Genomic DNA, 18,917 nt, shown 5'->3' on the forward strand with positions numbered 1-18,917 from the left:
TCGTCCTCGATCGAGACCCCGTGCCGTGCTCCGGCGGCGATTCCCGTCGAGGTGCCGCGGATCACGCCGCCCTGACCGGCGCGAGGGCGTTGCTCCAGGTGACGACCTGGTCGAGCATCGTGTCGACCTCCGCGAGGTGGTAGTCGGCGGGGGCGAACCGGGTGTAGTTCACGAAGTCCGTCGCCAGCGACAGCGCGACCTGGGCGCGCACGGTGGCGACCTTCAGCTCGGCCATCACCAGGCGCAGGTGCTCGACGGCGCGGGCGCCGCCGACGGAGCCGTAGCTGACGAAGCCGGCCGCCTTGTCGTTCCACTCCGCGAACAGGAAGTCGATGGCGTTCTTCAGCGCGCCGGAGGTGGAGTGGTTGTACTCGGGCGTGACGAAGACGAAACCGTCGAACGACCTGATCTTCTCCGCCCAGGCGAGCGTGTGCGGCCGGCTGTAGTGACCGGCCGCCGGCGGGATCTCCTCGTCGAGATGCGGCAGCTTGAAATCGGCGATGTCGACCAGCTCGAACTCGGCGTCACCGCGCTGCCGGGCGATGTCGAACACCCACCTGGCCACGGACTCGCCGACACGGCCGGGACGGGTGCTGCCGACGATAACAGCGATCTTGGGCATGAGGTCTCCTCAGAGCTTGTGTGCGGACCTTCCGCACCGGCGGCGGATGGCTCCGCACCGGCTCTGAGCGTGGCACCCCGGCGTATACGTCCTGTCTATGTTCTGTGCAGCGCCCCGGCTAGCGGACGGCCGCCGACCTCGTGAGCCTCAACGGGCGGGGCGTGGCCGCCACGCCGGACGGCGGCGGGGTCCTCCCCAGGCCTGACTGAGCGATCATGCTGGTCAGCCGTTCCGCCGGCGCGTCGTTGATCTCGGCGGCCTGCGAGGCGGTCGCCCGCGCGTTCTTCTGTTCGTCCCGTATCCAGGCCAGGGCCGTGTCGGCACTGTCGAACTCCAGCCCGGCCGACGTGGTGCTTCCGAGGACCCGGCCGGTGACCAGCAGCGCGTTGCCCAGGGTGGCCGCGTAGAACCGCGTCAACCTCACCAGCGCGGCGCGGCAGGCGGCCTCCCCCTCCTCGAGCAACGCCCGGGAGCGGGCGAATTCGCGAACCGGGTTGTGGAAGAAGTAACGCTCGTCGGCGGTCTCCAGGAGGTGAAGATCGGCGAGCGACTCCAGCAGGCTCTCGGCCCGGTCCACCCCCAGATCGAGCATGGCCGCCGCCGCCGGCAACGAGAAGTCGGCGGTCTGTGCCACGGCGAGGAGCCGGAGCGCCCGGATCTGGTGGTGGGGCAGGCCGTGCATCGTGGACTCGAACCTGCCCTCGATCATCGAGCACTCCTCGTACCCCCACCCCGGGTCGCGGCCGCGGACACCCAGCCTCCTCACCGCGGTCGCCAGGCTCCAGTCCGGCCGCGACGCCAGGCGTGCCCCGACCGCGTGGACCACCTGCGGCAGGCCCGAGGTGAGCCCGTACAGGCGGCGGGCCGCGGCGGGCTCCGCCCGCATCCGTGTCGTGCCCAGCGTCCGCTCCAGCAACACGAGCGTCTCCTGCTCCGACAGCGGGCCGAGCTTGGTCCAGCGGGCGTGGGACAACCCGAACAGCCGCCTCCGGGCGGTGACGACGACCCCCGCCCCGCCGGCGCCGGGCAGGAGCGGCCGCACCTGCTCCACGTCACCCGCGTTGTCCAGCACCACCAGCAGACGGCGCCCGATGGTCAGCGACCGCCAGAGCGCGGCACGCTCATCGGAGGACCGCGGTGGTACGGCGACCCCGGCCGCGTGCAGCAAGGCCGTGAGGGGGTCGTCGGAGGTGCCCAGGTCGACGAAGAACTGACCGTCGGGGAAATCACCGGCCACCCTGTGCCCGAGGTGGACCGCCAGGGTGGTCTTGCCGATGCCGGGAAGCCCGGTGATACCGATCACCGGCACCTGTGTGTCGGAGGCGGCCAGCATCTCGGCCAGCTCGCGCACCTCGCCGGACCTTCCGGTGAACACCGGCAGGTCGGGCGGCAGCTGCCTGGGAGATTCGATCACCTCGCCGCCGGCCTGCCGTGCCCCGGTCACCGCCCGCCGGTCCGGCCTCGGCGCGGCCAGCGAGGGGTCCGAGGCCAGGATCCGTCGCTGCATCTCCCGCAGCTCCGGCCCCGGATCGAGCCCGAGCTCGTCGGCCAGCAACCGTTGCGTCTCCTGGAACAGCGCGAGCGCGTCCGCCTTGCGTCCCGCCCGGTACAGCGCCAGCATGAGCAGCTCGCGTGGCCGTTCCCGCAGGGGCTGTTCGAGCGCCACCGACGCCAGCAACGGCCTGGCCTCCGCGTGCCGGCCCAACTCGAGATCGGCGGCGGACAGGTCCTCGATCGCCGTCAACCGGAGCTCGACCAGCCGGGTGCGCTCGTTGTCGGCGTACTCACCTCGTACACCGGCCAGCGGGGTTCCCTTCCAGAGCCCAAGGGCGGCGCGCAGCTCGGTCGCCTCCGTCTCGAGGTCACCGGTCCGCCGGGAGTCGCGGGCGGCCCTGATCCCGCGCTGGAAGTCGGCGAGGTCGAGGGTGTCGGCCGTCACCGGCAGCGCGTAGCCACCGGCCACGGACTCGATCACCGCGGCCGTCGAACCGCCGTCCAGGGCTCGGCGAAGTCGTGAGATGTAGGACCGGACCATCCCCGCCGCGGCGGACGGCGGCTCCTCGCCCCAGACCGCCGAGATCAACTGGTCCGTGGACGCCACCGCGCCCTCGCGCAGCAGCAGAACGCCGAGAATCGCACGCTGCTGGGGCGCACCGAGGTCGACTTCGATCTTCCCTCGCCATGCCCGGACCGATCCGAGCAGCTCCCACCGAAAACTTTCCCCCACCGTGCGCCCACCCTCCAAGCCGCCTGAGCACCGAGCTCACTAGGTGAACACGGTGTCTCCCGTGAGGCTTCCTGCGTAACAGCAAAGATCTTCGCGCCCGCGGACGGGGATCGGTGGCGTGCCCGCTCTCCCTGTGCCGGTGCGCCGAGGGTGCCGCGGGGTCACCTTCACGGGCGTGACCGCCCTCGGGCCGCGCCTACAAGGTCGCGCCCACAGGGCCGTGCCCACAGGAAAAGAACAAAACGACAACGTCACACCGCCGGTCCGCGCTGCGACGTCTGATGAGTGCCGTGATCCAGGCATCGACGGCGACGGAGATCGACCTGGAGGACCCGGTACGGCCTCTCAGAGCGGCACGCCGTACACCACGCGGCGGCCCGCGAACTCGCTCACGCTCCACAGCGTCTTCTTGTCGCGGACACAGGTCAGGTCTTCCGGGCCCACCGGGTAGGGCCGCCTGCGCACCGTGTCGCCCACCACGATCAGGGTGCCGTTCCCGGTGGAGCCCGCCGTCTGGCTGAGATACCAGGCGCCCTCGTAGGAGAGCGCGCCCTGGATCTTGCCCGCCGGCAGCGCGTAGGCGTCCATGGCCTGGGCGACACCCCCGGCGGGGGCGTTCAGGGTTCCCCCCTCGGCCAGCGGCCATCGGGCCACCCGTCCGACCGTGCCCGCGGTGTCGACGTACTCGCCGGAGATCAGGGTGTCGGGGGCGGTGCTGCGGTCGACGGCGGCGAAGGAGAAGCGGACGGTGCCGCTGGTGGTGGTCCAGGCGTCGGTCTGCGGCATCACGTACCGGTAGCCGAACGCGTCGTACACGCCGCCCTTCCTGCCGATGGTCTCCGTGCCGTCCCCGTCGATCTCGAAGATCTGCCGGGTGTCGAAGACCCGCAGGCCCCGCGTGGTGTCGGCGACGTACAGCAGGCCTCCGTACCAGGCGACGCCGCCCGCGTGGATGTTGATCGGCGCGATGTTCCCGTCGGCGCCGGCCCGTACGAGCAGGACGTGCCGGTAGCGGAGCGTCGCGGTGTTCAGGAAGCTCAGGCGCACGCCCCGCTCGACCCCCGAGGCCGGCGTGTGGTACCAGCTCACCACGAACGTGCCCCCGCCGATCCCGGCGTCGGAGGCGCAGGTCAGGCCCTGGGGATACCACTCCTTGGTGGTGTTGTCCCCGGCGTCGAAGCAGTACCAGTCGACCGGTTTCGGCTTCATCGTGGCGAACGCCCCGGCGCCGGCCGACCCCCTCCTGACCGTGACGCGGTTGGCCTTGGCCAGGACGGTGTCGAGGGACACCCGCTTGAGCTCCTTCTCCAGGATCTTGATCCCGGTTCCGAGGGCGCCACCGTCCCGCTTCAGCCCGAACGGCTCCGCCGATACGGCCTTCATCTGACTCATGAGGGGTCTCTCCCTGTCCGGTTCCACCAGGATTGGCGGATCAAGATACGGAGTTCATGAGTATGCCGGTACTCAAATCCCTTTTGTAGTTAGAAAGACCAGGTGTGGACGGGCTCCCCGGCCAGCGACAGCTCCCGGTACCGGCTCACCACGCGCGCGGCCGCGGCCTGGTCGCCGCCCTCGCGGGCCAGCGCCTCCCGCTGCCAGATCGCGCCGGTACGGCGGCGGGTGACGCGTTCCCGCACGATGTCCAGCGCCCACCGGGTCTCGTCCGGGTCCACGCCCATCCTGTCGAGCCCGGCCTCGGCGACCGGCAGCAGGTCCAGGGCGAGCCGCTCGGCCGGGACCTCCTCGCTCCGGCCCGGCCAGCTCAGTGGCGCGTCCAGGCCGTGGATCGCGGCGCGGTAGAAGTTGCGGTAGGCCCCGGAGAAGGGGAACTCCTCCACCGGCTGGACGGCCAGGGCGGCGGTCAGCCCGAGCAGGAACGCGGTGTTGGCCGCCATGTCGGGCGCGCTCGGCCCAGCGGGCAGGGCGCGCATCTCCACCCGCAGGTGGCCGCCGCCGGCGGGGTCGTAGACCGGCCGGTTCCACTGCCACACGGTGCCCTGGTGGAGCCGGAGCTCGGCCAGCTCGGGGACGCCGCCGCCGGGCACCTCCCTCGGTGCCGAGGTCATCGGCAGCACCGGCTCGTAGTCGCGGACGCACGTCTCGAACATCTCCTCGATGCTCCGCACCCAGCCCGAGCCGAAGCCGACCCGCCGGTTCCTGCGGTCGAGCCGCTCCACGTCCCGGTCGTCGGCGGCCTCCTCGAACAGCGCGATCCTCGTCTCCTCCCACAGCCGCCTGCCCAGGAAGGCCGGCGAGTTCCCGCTGACCGCGAGGACCGGGCCGATGGCCAGCTGGGCGGCGTTGTAGACGCGGGCGAAGTCGGCGGGGGCCGTGCGGAGATGGACCTGCCACGAGGTGTTGGCGCTCTCCAGGATCACCCCCTCGACCTCCAGCTCCAGCAGCTCGACGCCCTCGATGCGCACCCGGAACGGCTCTGTGCGCAGCCGCCGCATGCCCCTGGCAAGCGCCCGGTAGCGGCCCTCGCCGCTCAGCGCCTCGTGGGTGAAGTCGAACTCGCTCAGCGACGGCAGGATCCCGATCGCCACGGCCTGCCCGCCCTGCGTCACGGCCGCCGCGTCCACCACGGCCGTGATCTCCCGCATCTCCCGTACCAGGGCGGTGAACGGCCGCCCGGCGATCGGCAGCGGGGTCAGGTTGGCCTCCAGGTTGAACCTGCCCAGTTCCAGCGTGAGCCGGGCGTCGTCCGCGGCGGCCTGCACCTCTTGGTTGCGGGGAAGCGGCCGCCCGTCGGGCGTTATGAGGAACATCTCCAGCTCGGCCCCGATGGTCGCGGGACCGGTGCCGAACCCTGGTCTCGCGAGCACTTCTCGGAGGGTGTCGAGCTGCTCCGCCAGTCTCCCCCTGAAACGGAGGAACTCCGCCTCGGAGTAGCGGTCCTTGTCGACTTTCTGCCCCATCGCACCGTCCGATCAGTTGACCCTTGTGCCCCTCCCTCTCTCCCAGGGTGACCGTTCTAATCAGGACCCTGATCAGGGCACACCGCGATCGGCGGCGCGCCCGGCGTATCGGGGCCCCACGTCCCTCGGGAACGCCCGGCCTGGCGGGTCTCCGGCTGACCGGCCGGAAAGCTGACCGGCCGCGATGGCTCGTCGGCCGGAAAGATTTACCGGCGGGACGGCTCGCCGACCGGAAACGCTCACCGGCGGGGACTGCCCTTCGACCCGGGACGGCCCACCGGCCGGGACGGCCGCGGACCGAATAGGCTCACCGGCCAGACGGGCTTACCGGCGGAAGGAGCCGGGGCCGGGGCCGGAGCAGAGGAGTGTGCGCGGGTGCGAGCCGTGGTTTTCGACGCCTTCGGGGCCGATCCAGAGGTCCGGGAGGTACCCGCCCCCGAGCCTCCGCCCGGCGGAGCGGTGATCCGCGTGGAGGCCACCGGGCTGTGCCGGAGCGACTGGCACGGCTGGCAGGGCCACGACCCCGACATCCGGGCCTTCCCCCACGTGCCGGGACACGAGTTCGCCGGGGTCGTCGAGGCGGTGGGCGCGGGCGTCGCCTCGTGGCGGCCCGGCGACCGCGTGACCGTCCCGTTCGTCTGCGCCTGCGGCTCCTGCCCGGCCTGCCTGTCCGGCGACCAGCAGGTCTGTGAACGCCAGACCCAGCCGGGGTTCACCCACTGGGGGTCCTTCGCCGAGTACGTGGCCGTCGACCACGCGGACGTGAACCTCGTACGGCTCCCCGGGGAGATGGCCTTCACCACCGCCGCGAGCCTGGGCTGCCGCTTCGCCACCTCCTACCGCGCCGTGACCGCCGTGGGCCGGGTGCGGCCGGACGAGTGGGTGGCCGTGCACGGCTGTGGCGGCGTGGGCCTGTCCGCCGTCATGATCGCCGCCGCGGCCGGGGCCCGGGTGGTCGCCGTGGACGTCTCCGCGGGCGCCCTGGAGCTGGCCCGGCGGTTCGGCGCCGTCGCCTGCGTCGGCGCCGAACCGCCGGAGGCCGACGTGGCCGCGCGCGTCAGGGAGCTGACCTCGGGCGGCGCCCACGTCTCCATCGACGCGCTCGGCAGTCCCGAAACGTGCGTGGCGTCGATCGAGAGCCTGCGCCGCCGGGGACGCCACGTCCAGATCGGCCTGCTGCCCGGCCTCACCCCGCTCCCGATGGGCCGGGTGATCGGCCACGAGCTCGAACTCCTCGGCAGCCACGGCATGGCCGCCCACGCCTACCCGGCGATGCTGGAGGCCGTCGCCGCCCTGAGCCCGGACGCCCTGGTCACCCGTTCCATCGGCCTGCGGGAGGCGGGAGCCGCGCTCGCCTCGATCGGCTCCGTCCCCGGGGTCACGATGATCGTGCCGTCCCTGCGCTGACGGGCTCACCGGGCGCGCACGCGTCCTGGCGGGACCGTGGGGACCGCGTCCGGGCGGGGCCGTGCTTGCGGGGCCGTCCGGGCGGAGCGCGGGAACGCGGACCGCCCGACGGTGAAGCCCCGGGCCCCGTTCTCCCGCGGATCAGGTCAGGCGGCGGACCTGGAGGGTCGTGCCCCACCTGTCGATCGCCTCGTCGTCGGCGAAGGCCAGGGCCCTGAGCATGTTCCCGCCGTCGCTGATCTCGACGTTGCGGCGCAGGCGCCGGGTCAGCTGCTCGGGCAGCCTGGTGGTGTTCGCCTCGACGGTGTCGCCGTAGAACGGGGTGAAGGCCACCCCGGCGAATCCGGTACGGCACAGCAGGACCGGTACGGTCTCGGCCGAGTAGAACATCAGGTGGTTCTTGGTGAAGCCGTTCCAGCCGCTGCCGTACGCCTTGAGCTGCAGGGAGGCGGCGTTCACGGTGAGGACGAGCAGCACCCCGCCGGGGGCGAGCAGGGAGCGGAACTGCCGGAAGTCGTCGACCGGCCGGGGCAGATGGGCCAGGACCGACCAGAGGGTGATGACGTCGAAGCCGCCCGCGGCGATCTCCGGGACGTCCTCCGGGGCCCCGAGGTAGGCGCGCGCGGTGGTGAGGCGCTCGTTGGCGGTGGCCACGGAGTCGGGTGAGAGGTCGATCCCGACCGCGTCGAAGCCGCGCTGCTCGGCGAGCCGCAGGAAGAGCCCGGCGCCGCAGCCGAAGTCGAGCAGCCTGCGCCCCTGCCCGGAGGAGAAGACGGGGCCGAAGGAGTCCATGGTCAGCCGGTAGCGCCGCTGCCGGTCGGCCGCGTACTTCCCGGTCAGGAAGCCGCTGTAGCCGGTGGCGTACAGGTCGCCCAGCCGTTCGGGCCGGATGTTGGGATTGCGGTAGAGGAAGCCGCACGCCGGGCAGCGCACCACCCGGTAGCTCCATCGCCGCCTGTCGCCTCCCCGCCTCTCCCCTGTCGGTTGGAACATCGGCTGCTGGCGTGTCTCCCCGCACAGGTGGCAGGTGACGAACTCCTCGATCTCCTCCAGGAGCATCCGCTCCCGGTAATCCTGGAACCTCATGATGGGAGCCCGTCGAACTCTCAGGCGCCACTGGATCTCGCGGGCGAGCCTTTCCCCCGGGCGGACGTAAACCCTCTGTCCCCAGGGGACCTGGTCGTAGCGGGAGCCGTATACGACTCGCGAGAGCGTTCGTTTGGCGGACACCGCAGCCATCCCTTCACCAGCACCTTCTCCAAAAGGAGGGTTCATATCAAAAGTGACACGACACCATCAATGACTCAACCTTCCTTTCGTATCGACGTCTTCATGCATTTGAAGAGACCGGATAAACAACCTCGTTTTTCAAATAACAAGAGCCTCATTTCCATCAGAACGGACATAGCACTTTAAACAGCATTATCAATGACTAAGCGGGTGATAGCGTTGCTGACTATGCGTCCTGAAGACCTCGCCCTGCTCAATGTTCCCGGTAGCGTCACGCTCCACGGCGACCTTCTCCTCGTCGACGTGGCCCGGCCCGATCCGGAGGCCGACGCCTACCTGGGGAGCCTGTGGCGGGTGCCGGCGGAGGGCCCGCCCGTCCGGTTCACCTTCGGCGAGCGCGACAGCGCGCCGCGCGTCTCCCCCGACGGCGCCTGGGTCGCCTTCCTGCGCGCCGCCGCCGGCGACGAAGGGAAGGGCGGCGAACCGCAGCTGTACGTGATGCCCACCGGCGGGGGCGACGCCCGGCCGGTCACCGATCTGCCGCTGGGCGCGGGCGTCCCGGTCTGGGCGCCGGACTCCCGCCGGATCGCGTTCGTCACCCGGGTCGCCGAGCCCGGCCGGTACGGCACCGAGGAGGGGGTGGGCGCCGCGGCCGAGGCGCCCCGCCGGATCACCGGGCTGCGCTACCGGACCGAGGGCGTCGGTTTCACCTTCGACCGGCGGCAGGCCCTGTTCGTGGTCAACGCCCTCGCCGACGTCCCGCGGCCGGTGCGGCTGACCGAGGGGCCCTACGACGTGGAGTCCCCCGGCTGGACACCGGACGGCGAGCACGTGCTGGTCTCGGCCCCCCGCGACCTCGACGGCGAGAGCCTGCACACGGACGTGTACGCGGTCCCGTCCGGCGGGGGCGCCCCGATCCTCGCGGTACGCAGCGACGGCTCCGCCGAGCATCCCGTCGCCCTGCCGGGCGGGGAGGTGCTCTATCTCGGTACGGAGTTCTCCGGCTTCGACGCGATGGCCCGCAACGTGGGCCTCTACCGCGCGCCGCTGCGCATCGGCGGCATCGGCGAGAGCGACGGCATCGGCGAAGGCGGCGGCATCGGCGAGAGCGGCGAGGAGGTGGTGACCGGGACCCGGCTGACCGAGGAGGAGTCGGTGGACTGCGAGCGGCTGCCCCCCGTACCCCGAAAGGACGGCGTCCTGGTCGCGGTGCGGACGCGCGGCGCGATCGAGCTGCGCCTGGTCCCCTCCGGCGCCCTCGGCGCCCCGCTGGAGAAGCTCGCCCAGGTCCTGGGTGAGCGGGCGAGAGTCAAGGCGTTCACCACCTGCGGGGAGCGGATCGTCGCGGTGGTGTCCACGCCCGCGAGCCCCGGCGAGGTGGTCACCCCCGGCGGGGCGCTGACCGACTTCGCCGGCGCCCTCCCCGGGATCAGGCCGCTACGGGAGATCACCGCCGTCTCCGCCGACGGATATCCGGTCCACGGCTGGCTGGCCCTGCCCGAGGGCGACGGGCCGCACCCGGTCCTGCTGAACGTGCACGGCGGCCCGTTCCACCAGCACGGATGGTCGTTCCTGGACGAGACGCAGGTCTACACGGGCGCCGGGTACGCGGTGGTCCTGCCCAACCCGCGCGGCTCCTGCGGGTACGGCCAGGCGCACGGCCGGTCGGTGATCGGCGCGCTGGGCACCGTGGACGCCGACGACGTGCTCGCCCTGCTGGACGCGGCGCTGGCCGCTCCCGAGTGCGACACCGAGCGGGTGGGCGTGATGGGCGGCTCCTACGGCGGCTTCATGACGAGCTGGCTGGCCGCTCACCACGGGGACCGGTTCAGGGCCGCCTGGAGCGAACGAGCGGTCAACGCCTGGGACTCCTTCACCGGCTCCTCCGACATCGGCTGGTTCTTCGCCGAGGCCTACTGCGGCCCCGACCTGGAGGCCCAGCGCGCGATGAGCCCGCTCTACCAGGCCGACCGGATCACCCTGCCGTTCGCCGTGGTCCATTCCGAGGACGACATCCGCTGCCCGGTCGAGCAGGCGCAGCGGATGTTCGTCGCGCTGCGCCGCAACGGCACCCCCGCCGAGTTCCTGCTCTTCCCCGGGGAGGGACACGAGCTCACCCGCAGCGGCCGCCCGAGGCACCGTCTGCAGCGCTTCGAGGCCGTCCTGGAGTGGTGGTCCCGCCACCTGTCCTGACCGCCGCGCCGGGGGGACCCGACGCGGGCGGGGTACCGGGACCTACGGCTTCGGGTCTCGCTCCAGATCCCGGGCCCGGGTCCCGGCCCTGGGGCTCGGTTCCGGTTCTTGGTCCCGGATCTCGACTCTGGGTCCCGGCCCTTGGCTCCGGGTCTCGGCTCCGGGTCTCGGCTCCGGGTCCCGATCCTGGTTCCGGTCCCGGTTCCTGGCTCCAGACCTCGGCTCCGTCCGGGACGACCGGGGTCAGGCCAGGCAGGTGAGGGGCTGCCCCCCGTTGTAGTCGATCATCTCCAGCATCGCGGTGACCAGGTCGATCGGCTCCCCCGGGGCCAGCCCGTCCAGCTCGGCGTAGGCCCGGTGCAGGTTGCCGACGATGCGCTCGGGGTCGAGCAGTCCCGCGTACTCCCCGAGGTCGGTCTCGCGCGCGGTCTCCAGCGGGGACAGCCCGGCCTGCCTGCCACGCTCGGCGGTGGCGAGCACGAACCGCAGATAGCCCTGCACGTGGTCGATGGCCTCCGGCCCGCACACCCCGCCGTGCCCCGGGACGATCGTCTCCGCGCCCAGCGCCCTGAGCTCGTCGAGTGCCGCGATGGACCCGGTCACCGACCCCATCATCACGAACGGCGTGCCGCCGTTGAACACCAGGTCGCCGGAGAACAGCAGCGACCGCTCGGGGATCCACACGATCGAGTCGTTGGTCGTGTGGGCCGGGACGCCGATGTGCCGTACCTCGCAGCGCAGCTCGTCGGAGTAGACGGTCACCCCGTCGGTGTAGGTGAGGAACGGCGGGCGGGCCTCCAGGTTGCCCCAGTCGACCTCGGTCCAGGCCAGCTTCAGGTAGTCGGGGATCCCCTCGGCGAGGATCATCTCCCTGGTCCGCTCGTGCCCGACGACGGTCGCCTCGGGGAAGGCCGAGTTGCCGAAGGTGTGGTCACCGTGGTGGTGGGTGTTGACCAGCGTCGTGATCGGCCGGTCGGTGACCGACCTGATGGCCTCGCGGTAGGCGAGCGTGCGGCGCTCGGTGGAGCAGGAGTCCACACTGATCACTCCGCGGCGGCCGACGAGGAATCCCGTGTTGTTGATCCACCAGCTTCCGTCGGGCTGCAGGTAGACGTAGATCCCGTCGGAGACCTCCTCGACGCGCGCGGGAGGCAGGGGATGGTCGTGTCGCGATGAACTCATACCCGGGATTGTCGGGCCTGGGCTCGCCGCTTGTCACACCGAAAGGGCGCTTTTGACCGCTATCAACCGGTTCTACAGGTAAAAATGCGCACTCGCCTCCCGGGGGCCATCACCCCCGGTGGCCCCCGGAGCGCTCCGGTGAGTCCCTGGCAGGCCGCGATACCCGGCGGGCCGCCTGCCGGACTCGGCCGGATCCGGCGCGCTCGCCGCCCGTCGATCGAGCCGCGGGCGCGTCGGGCCCACCCGCTCCAGCCCGCCCGGCTCCTCGCCGATCCGGCCGCCTGGTGCGGGCCTCACCCGCGCTGCCCGTGAGATTTGTCATCGGCCGGCCGGGAGGAGCTCACCTGAGCCGGTGAGCGTTCGCACTACTTCACAGCCGGGCGGCATCGGACCCTGGGATCATGATGATGCCCGATCGATATTCCCCGATCTTCCGGCCCCGACCGGCTGATCCGGCTCCCCGAGAGGCCGGCTCGCCCCGGCGAGGAGTCACGACGCTCTGCCGCGCCGCGCTGGCGTCGGTGCTGGGGTTGGCGCTCGTGGCCGGTCCCGCACTCGCCGGCCCCGGCGTCGCCCGCCCCGCACTTGCTGGAACGACGCCGGCCGAGAACGGCTCCGGCCCCGGCGCCGACCAGGTGGCACCCGTCCAGCTCACGCTGCCGAAACCCACCGGCCCGCACCAGATCGGAACCGTATCGCTCCACCTGGTCGACCGTTCACGGCCCGACCCATGGGTGCCCGCCATATCGTCCCGGGAGCTCATGGTCCAGTTGTGGTATCCGGCCCGGAAGGCGGCGGCGTATCCCCGGGCGCCATGGCTCCCGCCCAAGATAGCGGAGGCCGTCCTGGCAGGTGTTCCGGCGGGAACCGTACGCCTGCCGGTCACGCACGGGCGAGCGGGGGCGCCGGTCTATCGAGGGCGGGGACCATGGCCGGTGGTGCTCTTCTCGCACGGCTTCGCCGCCGACCGTGCCTCCAGCACCGCCTTGGTGGAGGATCTCGCCAGCCATGGTTACGTGGTCGCCACCATCGACCACACCTACGATGCCGGAGCGGTGGAATTTCCGGACGGGCAGGTGAAGATCCACGCGGCGAGCTCACCACCACCGAACTTCGACAAGCCGGACGATCCCGTCGCCACCAAGGCGGTGGCCGCCCGCCTCGCCGACACACGTTTCGTCGTGGACCGGTTGACCGCGCTCAATCGCGGACACGTCGTCGACGCCGAGCGCCGGCCTGTGCCCAAGGGACTGCGCGGTGCGCTTGATCTGTCCCGCGTCGGCATGTTCGGGCATTCACTGGGTGGTGCCACCGCCGCCGCGACCATGCACGCGGACTCGCGAGTCAAGGCCGGCGTCAACCTGGACGGCTCGATGTTCGGGCCGGTCCTGCGGGAGGGACTGGACCGGCCGTTCCTGCAGGTCGGCAGCTCGGGGCACGGCCGGAGCGACGACCCGAGCTGGGCGGCGCTGTGGGCCCGCCTGCGGGGCTGGCGGCTGGAGCTACGGCTGGACGGTACGGGCCACACCTCGTTCACCGACCTCCAGGTGCTGCTCCGGCAACACTCGCTGGGACTGCCGCCGGATCAGGTCACCGGGATGATCGGCGAAATCGACGGCCCTCGTTCGGTGCTGATTCAGCGCGTCTACGTTCGCGCCTTCTTCGACCGCCATCTGCTGGGACGGCCAAGCCCGTTGCTCGCCAAGCCGTCCAAGCGCTGGCCGGAGATGCGGTTCGCGCCGTAACGGGGGCCATACGGTCAGGGTGAGCTGTGGACGAGCGGTCTGGACGCCGACCGGGCCACGGCGTCCACAGCGGCCAGGCGCGCCGGAACGCCGTAGCGTCAGGGCGGCCGGGTGGCGCGACCCGGAACAGGGCCGCCGGGGCCGGAAGCGTTCGCGGGAGCATTCCGCGAAAACGGGTGCGATCATGACGGGGTGGGTGGGATGGGAAGCAGGCTCACGGACCGGTTGCGGCGGTGGCGCCGGCGTGGTCAGGCGGAGCGCTGGGACCTGTGGACCCGCGTTTCGCTCTCCGGGGCGTATGCCCTTGAAGTGGTGTGGACCGCCATCATGATCGGCCCAGAGGTGGGGACGCTCGCGCGGTGGGTGATATTGGCCTATGTCGCTCTCCATGCCATCAGCTGCGCGTTGCTCGTTCACGCGGGCCTGGATCACTATTTGGGGCGTCGGTCCCGGCCGGTGAGGCTGATCGCCCTCACCGCCGGGCTCACGGTCGTGGGCGTGGTGATCGGGGCCGTGGCCTATCCCGACGCGCAACCCGGTCACCCCGATGGCCCGGCCTCGGGCCTGGTGGTCGTCCTCGCGACCGCGTTCGTCGCCGCCGTGTCATCGGTGGTGCCGTCCTCCGTCACCGTGGGCGTGCTGGCGGCGGCCGTGGCGACAAAGGTCGCGGTGTCCCGGATGGAGGGCGCCCCCATGTCGATCGCCGTCCCGGCCGCGATCAGCCTGGGCGGCCTCATGGTCGCCTGGCTGCTCACCTACCGTGTCTCGATGTGGGGGCTGAAGGGCGTCTGGGAACTGGATCACTCCAGGAAGGCGCATGCTCGACTCGCGGTGGCCGAGGAACGGCTGCGCTTCGCTCGCGATCTGCACGATGTGATCGGCCGCAACCTGTCGGTGGTGGCTCTCAAGAGTGAACTCGCGGCGCGGTTGGTCGAGCGTGGCCGGTCCGGGGCGGTGGACGAGATGCGCGAAGTGAGCAAGATCGCACATGAATCGCTGGCCGAGATGCGCGCGGTGGTGCGCGGGTACCGTACCGCCGACCTGGACATGGAACTGGCCGGTGCCAGGTCGGTGCTCGCCTCGGCCGGGGTGCGCTGCCAGGTGATCGGCGACGGGCACGGCCTGTCCGCCGAGGTACAGAGCACGCTCGGCTGGGTGGTGCGAGAAGGTACGACAAACGTGCTGCGGCACAGCGAGGCGCGGACGTGCACGGTTTCCCTGCACCGGTCGACGACCGGCGGCACCGATCGGCTCACGCTGAGTATGGAGAACGACGGAGTGACGGGTCCGGAATCTCCCGATGGCCACCGGCCGATCGGCAACGGTTTTCCCGGCCTGGCGGAGCGTCTCGCGGCGCTCGGCGGGAGTGTCGTCACCGAGCGGGAGCCACCCGGCCGGTTCCGTCTCATCGCCGAGCTGCCGTTGCCCGTGGCCACCCGGGAGGAGATCCGATGACCGCCGTGGTGCCGCCGCCGCACATGACCACCGGGCGACTCCCGGTCCAGTGGGAGGAGGCCGGGTGAGCGGCGCGCCGATCCGGATCCTGCTCGCCGAGGACGAGCACCTCATCCGAGGTGCCCTGGTGGCGCTGCTCGCCCTCGAAGAGGATCTGAGCGTGGTGGCCCAGGCGGCCACCGGCGCCGACACGCTCGCCATGGCCCGTGTCTTCCGGCCGGACGTGGCCATGCTCGACCTGCAACTGCCTGATATGGACGGGGTGACCGTGGCCCGCATGATCCATGAGGAGTCGCCGGATTGCCGCACCATGATCGTTACAAGCCATGGCCGCCCCGGGCACCTGAAACGGGCGCTTTCCGCCGGCGTACGGGGTTTCCTCCCGAAGACCGTCTCCGCCGCCGTGCTGGCCGACGTCGTGCGCACGATTCACGCCGGGGGCCGCTACGTCGATCCGCAGCTCGCCGCCGAGGCGATCGGCGCGGGCGACAGCCCTCTCACCCCACGCGAGGCCGACGTGCTGGAACTGGCCGCCGAGGGAGCGCCGGTGGAGGAGATAGCCCGCAGGGCGGCACTGTCACCCGGCACCGTACGGAACTATCTTTCCTCCGCGGCCGGGAAGATGGGCGCCGCGAACCGTCATGAGGCCGCGCGCATCGCCCGCCAGTACGGCTGGATCTGAATTTCGGAACCCTCGGTCAAGCCTGGGCGAACGGAGCCCCCGCCCGATCGCCGCCGGAGACCCGACGTGAACCGGCCGCCGGTGGGCCGGGTGGGACGAACCGGTCGGAGGTGGCGGTCGTAGGGTGGAGTCCAAGGTCTTGAGGATCTGGAGGTTTGACATGGAGTACGTGCGCCTGGGGTCCACCGGGATGAAGGTGTCGAGGGTCTGCCTTGGCATGATGAGCTATGGCGATCCCGCCAAGTGGGGCGAGTGGGTGCTGGACGAGGCCGCCGCCGAGCCGATCGTGCGCCGGGCCGCCGACGCGGGGGTGACGTTCTTCGACACCGCCGACGTGTACTCGTTCGGCGCCAGCGAGGAGGTCACCGGCCGCCTGCTCGCCGGGATCTTCCCCAGCAGGGACGACTACGTGCTGGCCACCAAGGTGTTCATGCCGATGGGCAAGGGCGTCAACTCCGGTGGCCTGTCGCGCAAGCACATCCATTCGGCGATCGACGCCTCGCTACGCCGCCTGGGCACCGACTACGTGGATCTCTACCAGATCCACCGCTGGGATCCCGACACGCCGATCGAGGAGACCATGGAGGCCCTGCACGACGTCGTACGGTCCGGCAAGGCCCGCTATCTCGGCGCCTCCAGCATGTACGCCTGGCAGTTCGCCAAGGCCCAGCACACCGCGGAGACCCACGGCTGGACGAAGTTCGTGTCGATGCAGAATCATTACAACAAGTGCTTCATCTCGCGCAGGATGACATTTCTTGCCGCGTGACTCCGACAGTCCGTGATCGACAAGGCGCGAGACGCCCGTTGAGCTGGCTATTCGCTCCGGAAGACGTACCCTTGCCGACTGCCCTCAGCCTTAACGATCTTGCACTGAACACGTTGTAAAGCTTCAGTTGATGATTGACGGATTGGTGTCGGCTGATGCTTTCCACCTGGCCTAGATCCTGTAGTCGATGTGGCCGCTTGCTCGCAGCCGGTTGACCTCCTTGATGACGGTTCGCGGATGCTCCGACAACTCCTCGCCTTCGAACAGCACCCGGAATCGGGTCTCTTCAAGGACGACGGTGACGACTTTGCCGCGGTGGACCTGGCCGACCTGGATCTTGCATCCGGCGACCATGAGGGTGCCGTTGCCGGCCACCACCCGCTCCACCTTCGGGAAGCGGCCGGTAACAGCGTTGGGGCTCTGGGCCAGGCGGGCGCCGTGCAACCGGCCCCGCTGCGAGGGCGTCAACGGGCTCGGCTTGGTGCGCACCAGCACCCCCTCGGCGATCACCCGGACCGTCTGCGCATCGATCCGCAGCGTGACCCGCTGACCGGCGAGCGGAACCCCGACGCTGAGCAGCTTGCCCGCCAGGCCCACGCACCCGGCGTTGTTGACCATCCGGTCGACCTCCACCACCGCATCGGCCGCCAACGGCCCCGATGGCAGCGCGGTCGCCGGCGATGGACGGCCCGGCCTGCCCCCACCGGCCAGTAACCGACCCAGATCGGCACTGGTCAACGTCACCGGATGCGTCTTGAGTAGTTCCTCGCCGATGAAGATGTGCATGGTCGTGGTGCCGGCCCAGACGGTGACCTGCTGCCCGGCCCGCGCCGGCCCCAGCCAGACCTGACGCCCGCACGCCGTCAGGTTCCCGCTCGGCGGCACCACACGGTCGACTTCCACGGCCACCGGCACCGCCTCAGCGACGACCACACTCGACGTCTCAGACGTCGACGCAGCTCGGCTCGGCAGCGCGGTCAGCTCCGCCGGAAGCCGCAACGGCAACTCTTGTGCACCCTCAGCCAGGACCTGCGCAGCGCGGGCAAACCGGCTGGCCGGAGTCGCCATGTCCAGCGCCTGATGCGGCCGGATGGTGTTGTAATCGGCCACCCACGCATCCAACGCGTCCTGAGCCGCCCGCACGCTGACGAACGGCTCACAGGCGGCGAGGAACTCCTCGCGCACCGTCTTGTGCCACCGCTCGACCTTGCCCGTCGTGGTCGGTGAGCGCACCTGCGTATTACGGGCGGTGATGCCGTTCTCTCGACAGATCCGCTCGAACAACACCTCGGTGGGCCGCGGCTTGGTGAACCGGCCGGTGAACTGCTTGCCGTTGTCGGTCAGCACCTCACCCGGCACCCCGAAAGCGCCCATCGCCGCGGCGAACGCCGCACACACAGCCCGCCCCGAGGCCCGCACCACCAACTGCGCGATCACGACGAACCGGGAATGGTCGTCGATGCCACTGATCAGCTTGCACTCCCGGCCATCAGCCAGCATCACCCCGCCCATCACGTCCAGCTGCCACAACTCCATCGGCGCTTCGCGCTCCCAGCGCACATACGACGACCTGGGACGCCGTCGCTGCCCAGGGACGATCAGCGTGTTGCGCACCAAGATTCGATACAGCGTCGCCAGCGACGGCACCGGATCGATGTCACGTCGCCCCAGCTCATAGGCCAACCGCTGCGGACCCCACTTGGGATGGGATCGGCGCAACTCACACACCAACGCCTCCACCGAGGCGGTCGTCTGATGCGGGCACTCCTGCGGCCGATGCGAGCGATCAGCCAGCCCCGCCAGCCCGCCGGCGCGATACCGGCGCACCCACGCGTGCACCGACTGGCGTGATACGCCATAGCGCTGCGCGACCTCGATCACCGGACAGCCCGCCTCTACTTCCAGCACAGCGCGATACCGCTGCTCCATGACGCTCAACTCCACCAGCGCCAACCCGGCCTCCTCGCGTGATCGTCACCGGTCACAGGAAGGCAGGTCAGCCGAAGGGGTGTAAAGCATCAGCCGAAGCCGCACTGTCAAGCATCAACCGAAGTAGGACATTGCACTGAACACGTCTCGGCGAGGATTTTCATTACATGGTCAAGGCGCCCGCTCCGCGCGCGGCCAGTCGCTTGACGTCCCCGTCGATCCCGACCCACATCGCTTATCAAACGTGAGAGAGGTAGCCATGCACATCAGGACACTCGGACAGGGCATGCAGGTCTCGGCTATCGGTCTGGGCTGTATGGGCATGTCTCAGGGCTACGGCCCGAACCCCGGCACCCATGAGGATATGGTGAGTGTGATCCGGGCCGCCGTGGAAGCCGGGGTGACGTTCCTCGATACCGCCGAGGTCTACGGCCCGTACGTCAACGAGGAACTCGTGGGTGAGGCTATCGGCCCCGTCCGCGATCAAGTCCAGTTGGCAACCAAGTTCGGCTGGGACATCCAGGACGGCAAGTCCGTTGGTCTGAACTCCCGGCCCGA

The 18,917-nt window shown here is 70.7% G+C and carries 13 protein-coding genes and 1 pseudogene; 7 read left to right on the forward strand and 7 right to left on the reverse strand.

Annotation, left to right across the window (positions count from 1 at the left end; translation table 11 throughout):
• Window positions 1–61: 61 nt before the first annotated feature.
• The 4 genes from ACSDR0_RS09390 to ACSDR0_RS09405 form a co-directional block, all read right to left on the reverse strand.
• A complete protein-coding gene (locus ACSDR0_RS09390; protein ID WP_435288365.1) occupies window positions 62–622 on the reverse strand; it encodes an NADPH-dependent FMN reductase in 561 nt (186 codons plus the stop codon).
• Window positions 623–740: 118 nt separating this feature from the next.
• Window positions 741–2,849, reverse strand: a complete 2,109-nt coding sequence (locus tag ACSDR0_RS09395) for a BTAD domain-containing putative transcriptional regulator (RefSeq protein ID WP_435288366.1) — start codon at window positions 2,847–2,849, stop codon at window positions 741–743.
• A gap of 345 nt (window positions 2,850–3,194) precedes the next feature.
• Window positions 3,195–4,241, reverse strand: a complete 1,047-nt coding sequence (locus ACSDR0_RS09400) for a hypothetical protein (protein WP_435288367.1) — start codon at window positions 4,239–4,241, stop codon at window positions 3,195–3,197.
• Between the two features lie 89 nt (window positions 4,242–4,330).
• Window positions 4,331–5,767 (reverse strand): glutamate--cysteine ligase, encoded by a 1,437-nt coding sequence (locus ACSDR0_RS09405; protein WP_435288368.1) that lies wholly within the window; start codon window positions 5,765–5,767, stop codon window positions 4,331–4,333.
• 375 nt (window positions 5,768–6,142) lie between these two features.
• Between ACSDR0_RS09405 and ACSDR0_RS09410 the strand changes: the two genes are divergently transcribed.
• Entirely contained in the window at window positions 6,143–7,174 is a 1,032-nt protein-coding gene (locus tag ACSDR0_RS09410; RefSeq protein WP_435288369.1) for an alcohol dehydrogenase catalytic domain-containing protein, read from the forward strand.
• 141 nt (window positions 7,175–7,315) lie between these two features.
• Here the strand turns inward: ACSDR0_RS09410 and ACSDR0_RS09415 are convergent, their stop codons facing one another.
• On the reverse strand, window positions 7,316–8,260 hold the full coding sequence (locus ACSDR0_RS09415; RefSeq protein ID WP_435288370.1) for a class I SAM-dependent methyltransferase: 945 nt from the start codon (window positions 8,258–8,260) through the stop codon (window positions 7,316–7,318).
• A gap of 372 nt (window positions 8,261–8,632) precedes the next feature.
• On the opposite strand from ACSDR0_RS09415, the gene ACSDR0_RS09420 reads away from it, so the two are divergent.
• Complete coding sequence (locus tag ACSDR0_RS09420) at window positions 8,633–10,597, forward strand: S9 family peptidase (protein WP_435288371.1); 1,965 nt, start codon at window positions 8,633–8,635, stop codon at window positions 10,595–10,597.
• A gap of 243 nt (window positions 10,598–10,840) precedes the next feature.
• Here the strand turns inward: ACSDR0_RS09420 and ACSDR0_RS09425 are convergent, their stop codons facing one another.
• Window positions 10,841–11,779 carry an MBL fold metallo-hydrolase gene (locus ACSDR0_RS09425; protein ID WP_435288372.1) on the reverse strand — a complete coding sequence of 313 codons (939 nt, stop codon included), beginning with the start codon at window positions 11,777–11,779 and terminating at the stop codon, window positions 10,841–10,843.
• A gap of 401 nt (window positions 11,780–12,180) precedes the next feature.
• Here ACSDR0_RS09425 and ACSDR0_RS09430 point away from each other — a divergent pair, with 401 nt between their 5' ends.
• The 4 genes and pseudogenes from ACSDR0_RS09430 to ACSDR0_RS09445 form a co-directional block, all read left to right on the forward strand.
• Entirely contained in the window at window positions 12,181–13,524 is a 1,344-nt protein-coding gene (locus ACSDR0_RS09430) for a lipase (RefSeq protein WP_435288373.1), read from the forward strand.
• 456 nt (window positions 13,525–13,980) lie between these two features.
• A complete protein-coding gene (locus tag ACSDR0_RS09435; RefSeq protein WP_435288374.1) occupies window positions 13,981–14,979 on the forward strand; it encodes a sensor histidine kinase in 999 nt (332 codons plus the stop codon).
• Window positions 14,980–15,043: 64 nt separating this feature from the next.
• Window positions 15,044–15,661, forward strand: coding sequence for a response regulator (locus ACSDR0_RS09440; RefSeq protein WP_435288375.1), 618 nt, complete (start codon window positions 15,044–15,046; stop codon window positions 15,659–15,661).
• Window positions 15,662–15,821: 160 nt separating this feature from the next.
• Window positions 15,822–16,388, forward strand: a pseudogene (locus ACSDR0_RS09445) (aldo/keto reductase); the annotation flags it as partial.
• Between the two features lie 213 nt (window positions 16,389–16,601).
• Here ACSDR0_RS09445 and ACSDR0_RS09450 read toward each other — a convergent pair.
• Window positions 16,602–18,359 carry an IS481 family transposase gene (locus ACSDR0_RS09450; RefSeq protein WP_435288380.1) on the reverse strand — a complete coding sequence of 586 codons (1,758 nt, stop codon included), beginning with the start codon at window positions 18,357–18,359 and terminating at the stop codon, window positions 16,602–16,604.
• Window positions 18,360–18,618: 259 nt separating this feature from the next.
• On the opposite strand from ACSDR0_RS09450, the gene ACSDR0_RS09455 reads away from it, so the two are divergent.
• Window positions 18,619–18,917, forward strand: a 299-nt coding sequence (locus tag ACSDR0_RS09455; RefSeq protein WP_435288376.1) for an aldo/keto reductase, incomplete at its 3' end; no start/stop codon positions are given.

Source organism: Streptosporangium sp. G11 (assembly GCF_051192615.1).
GTDB lineage: Bacteria > Actinomycetota > Actinomycetes > Streptosporangiales > Streptosporangiaceae > Streptosporangium.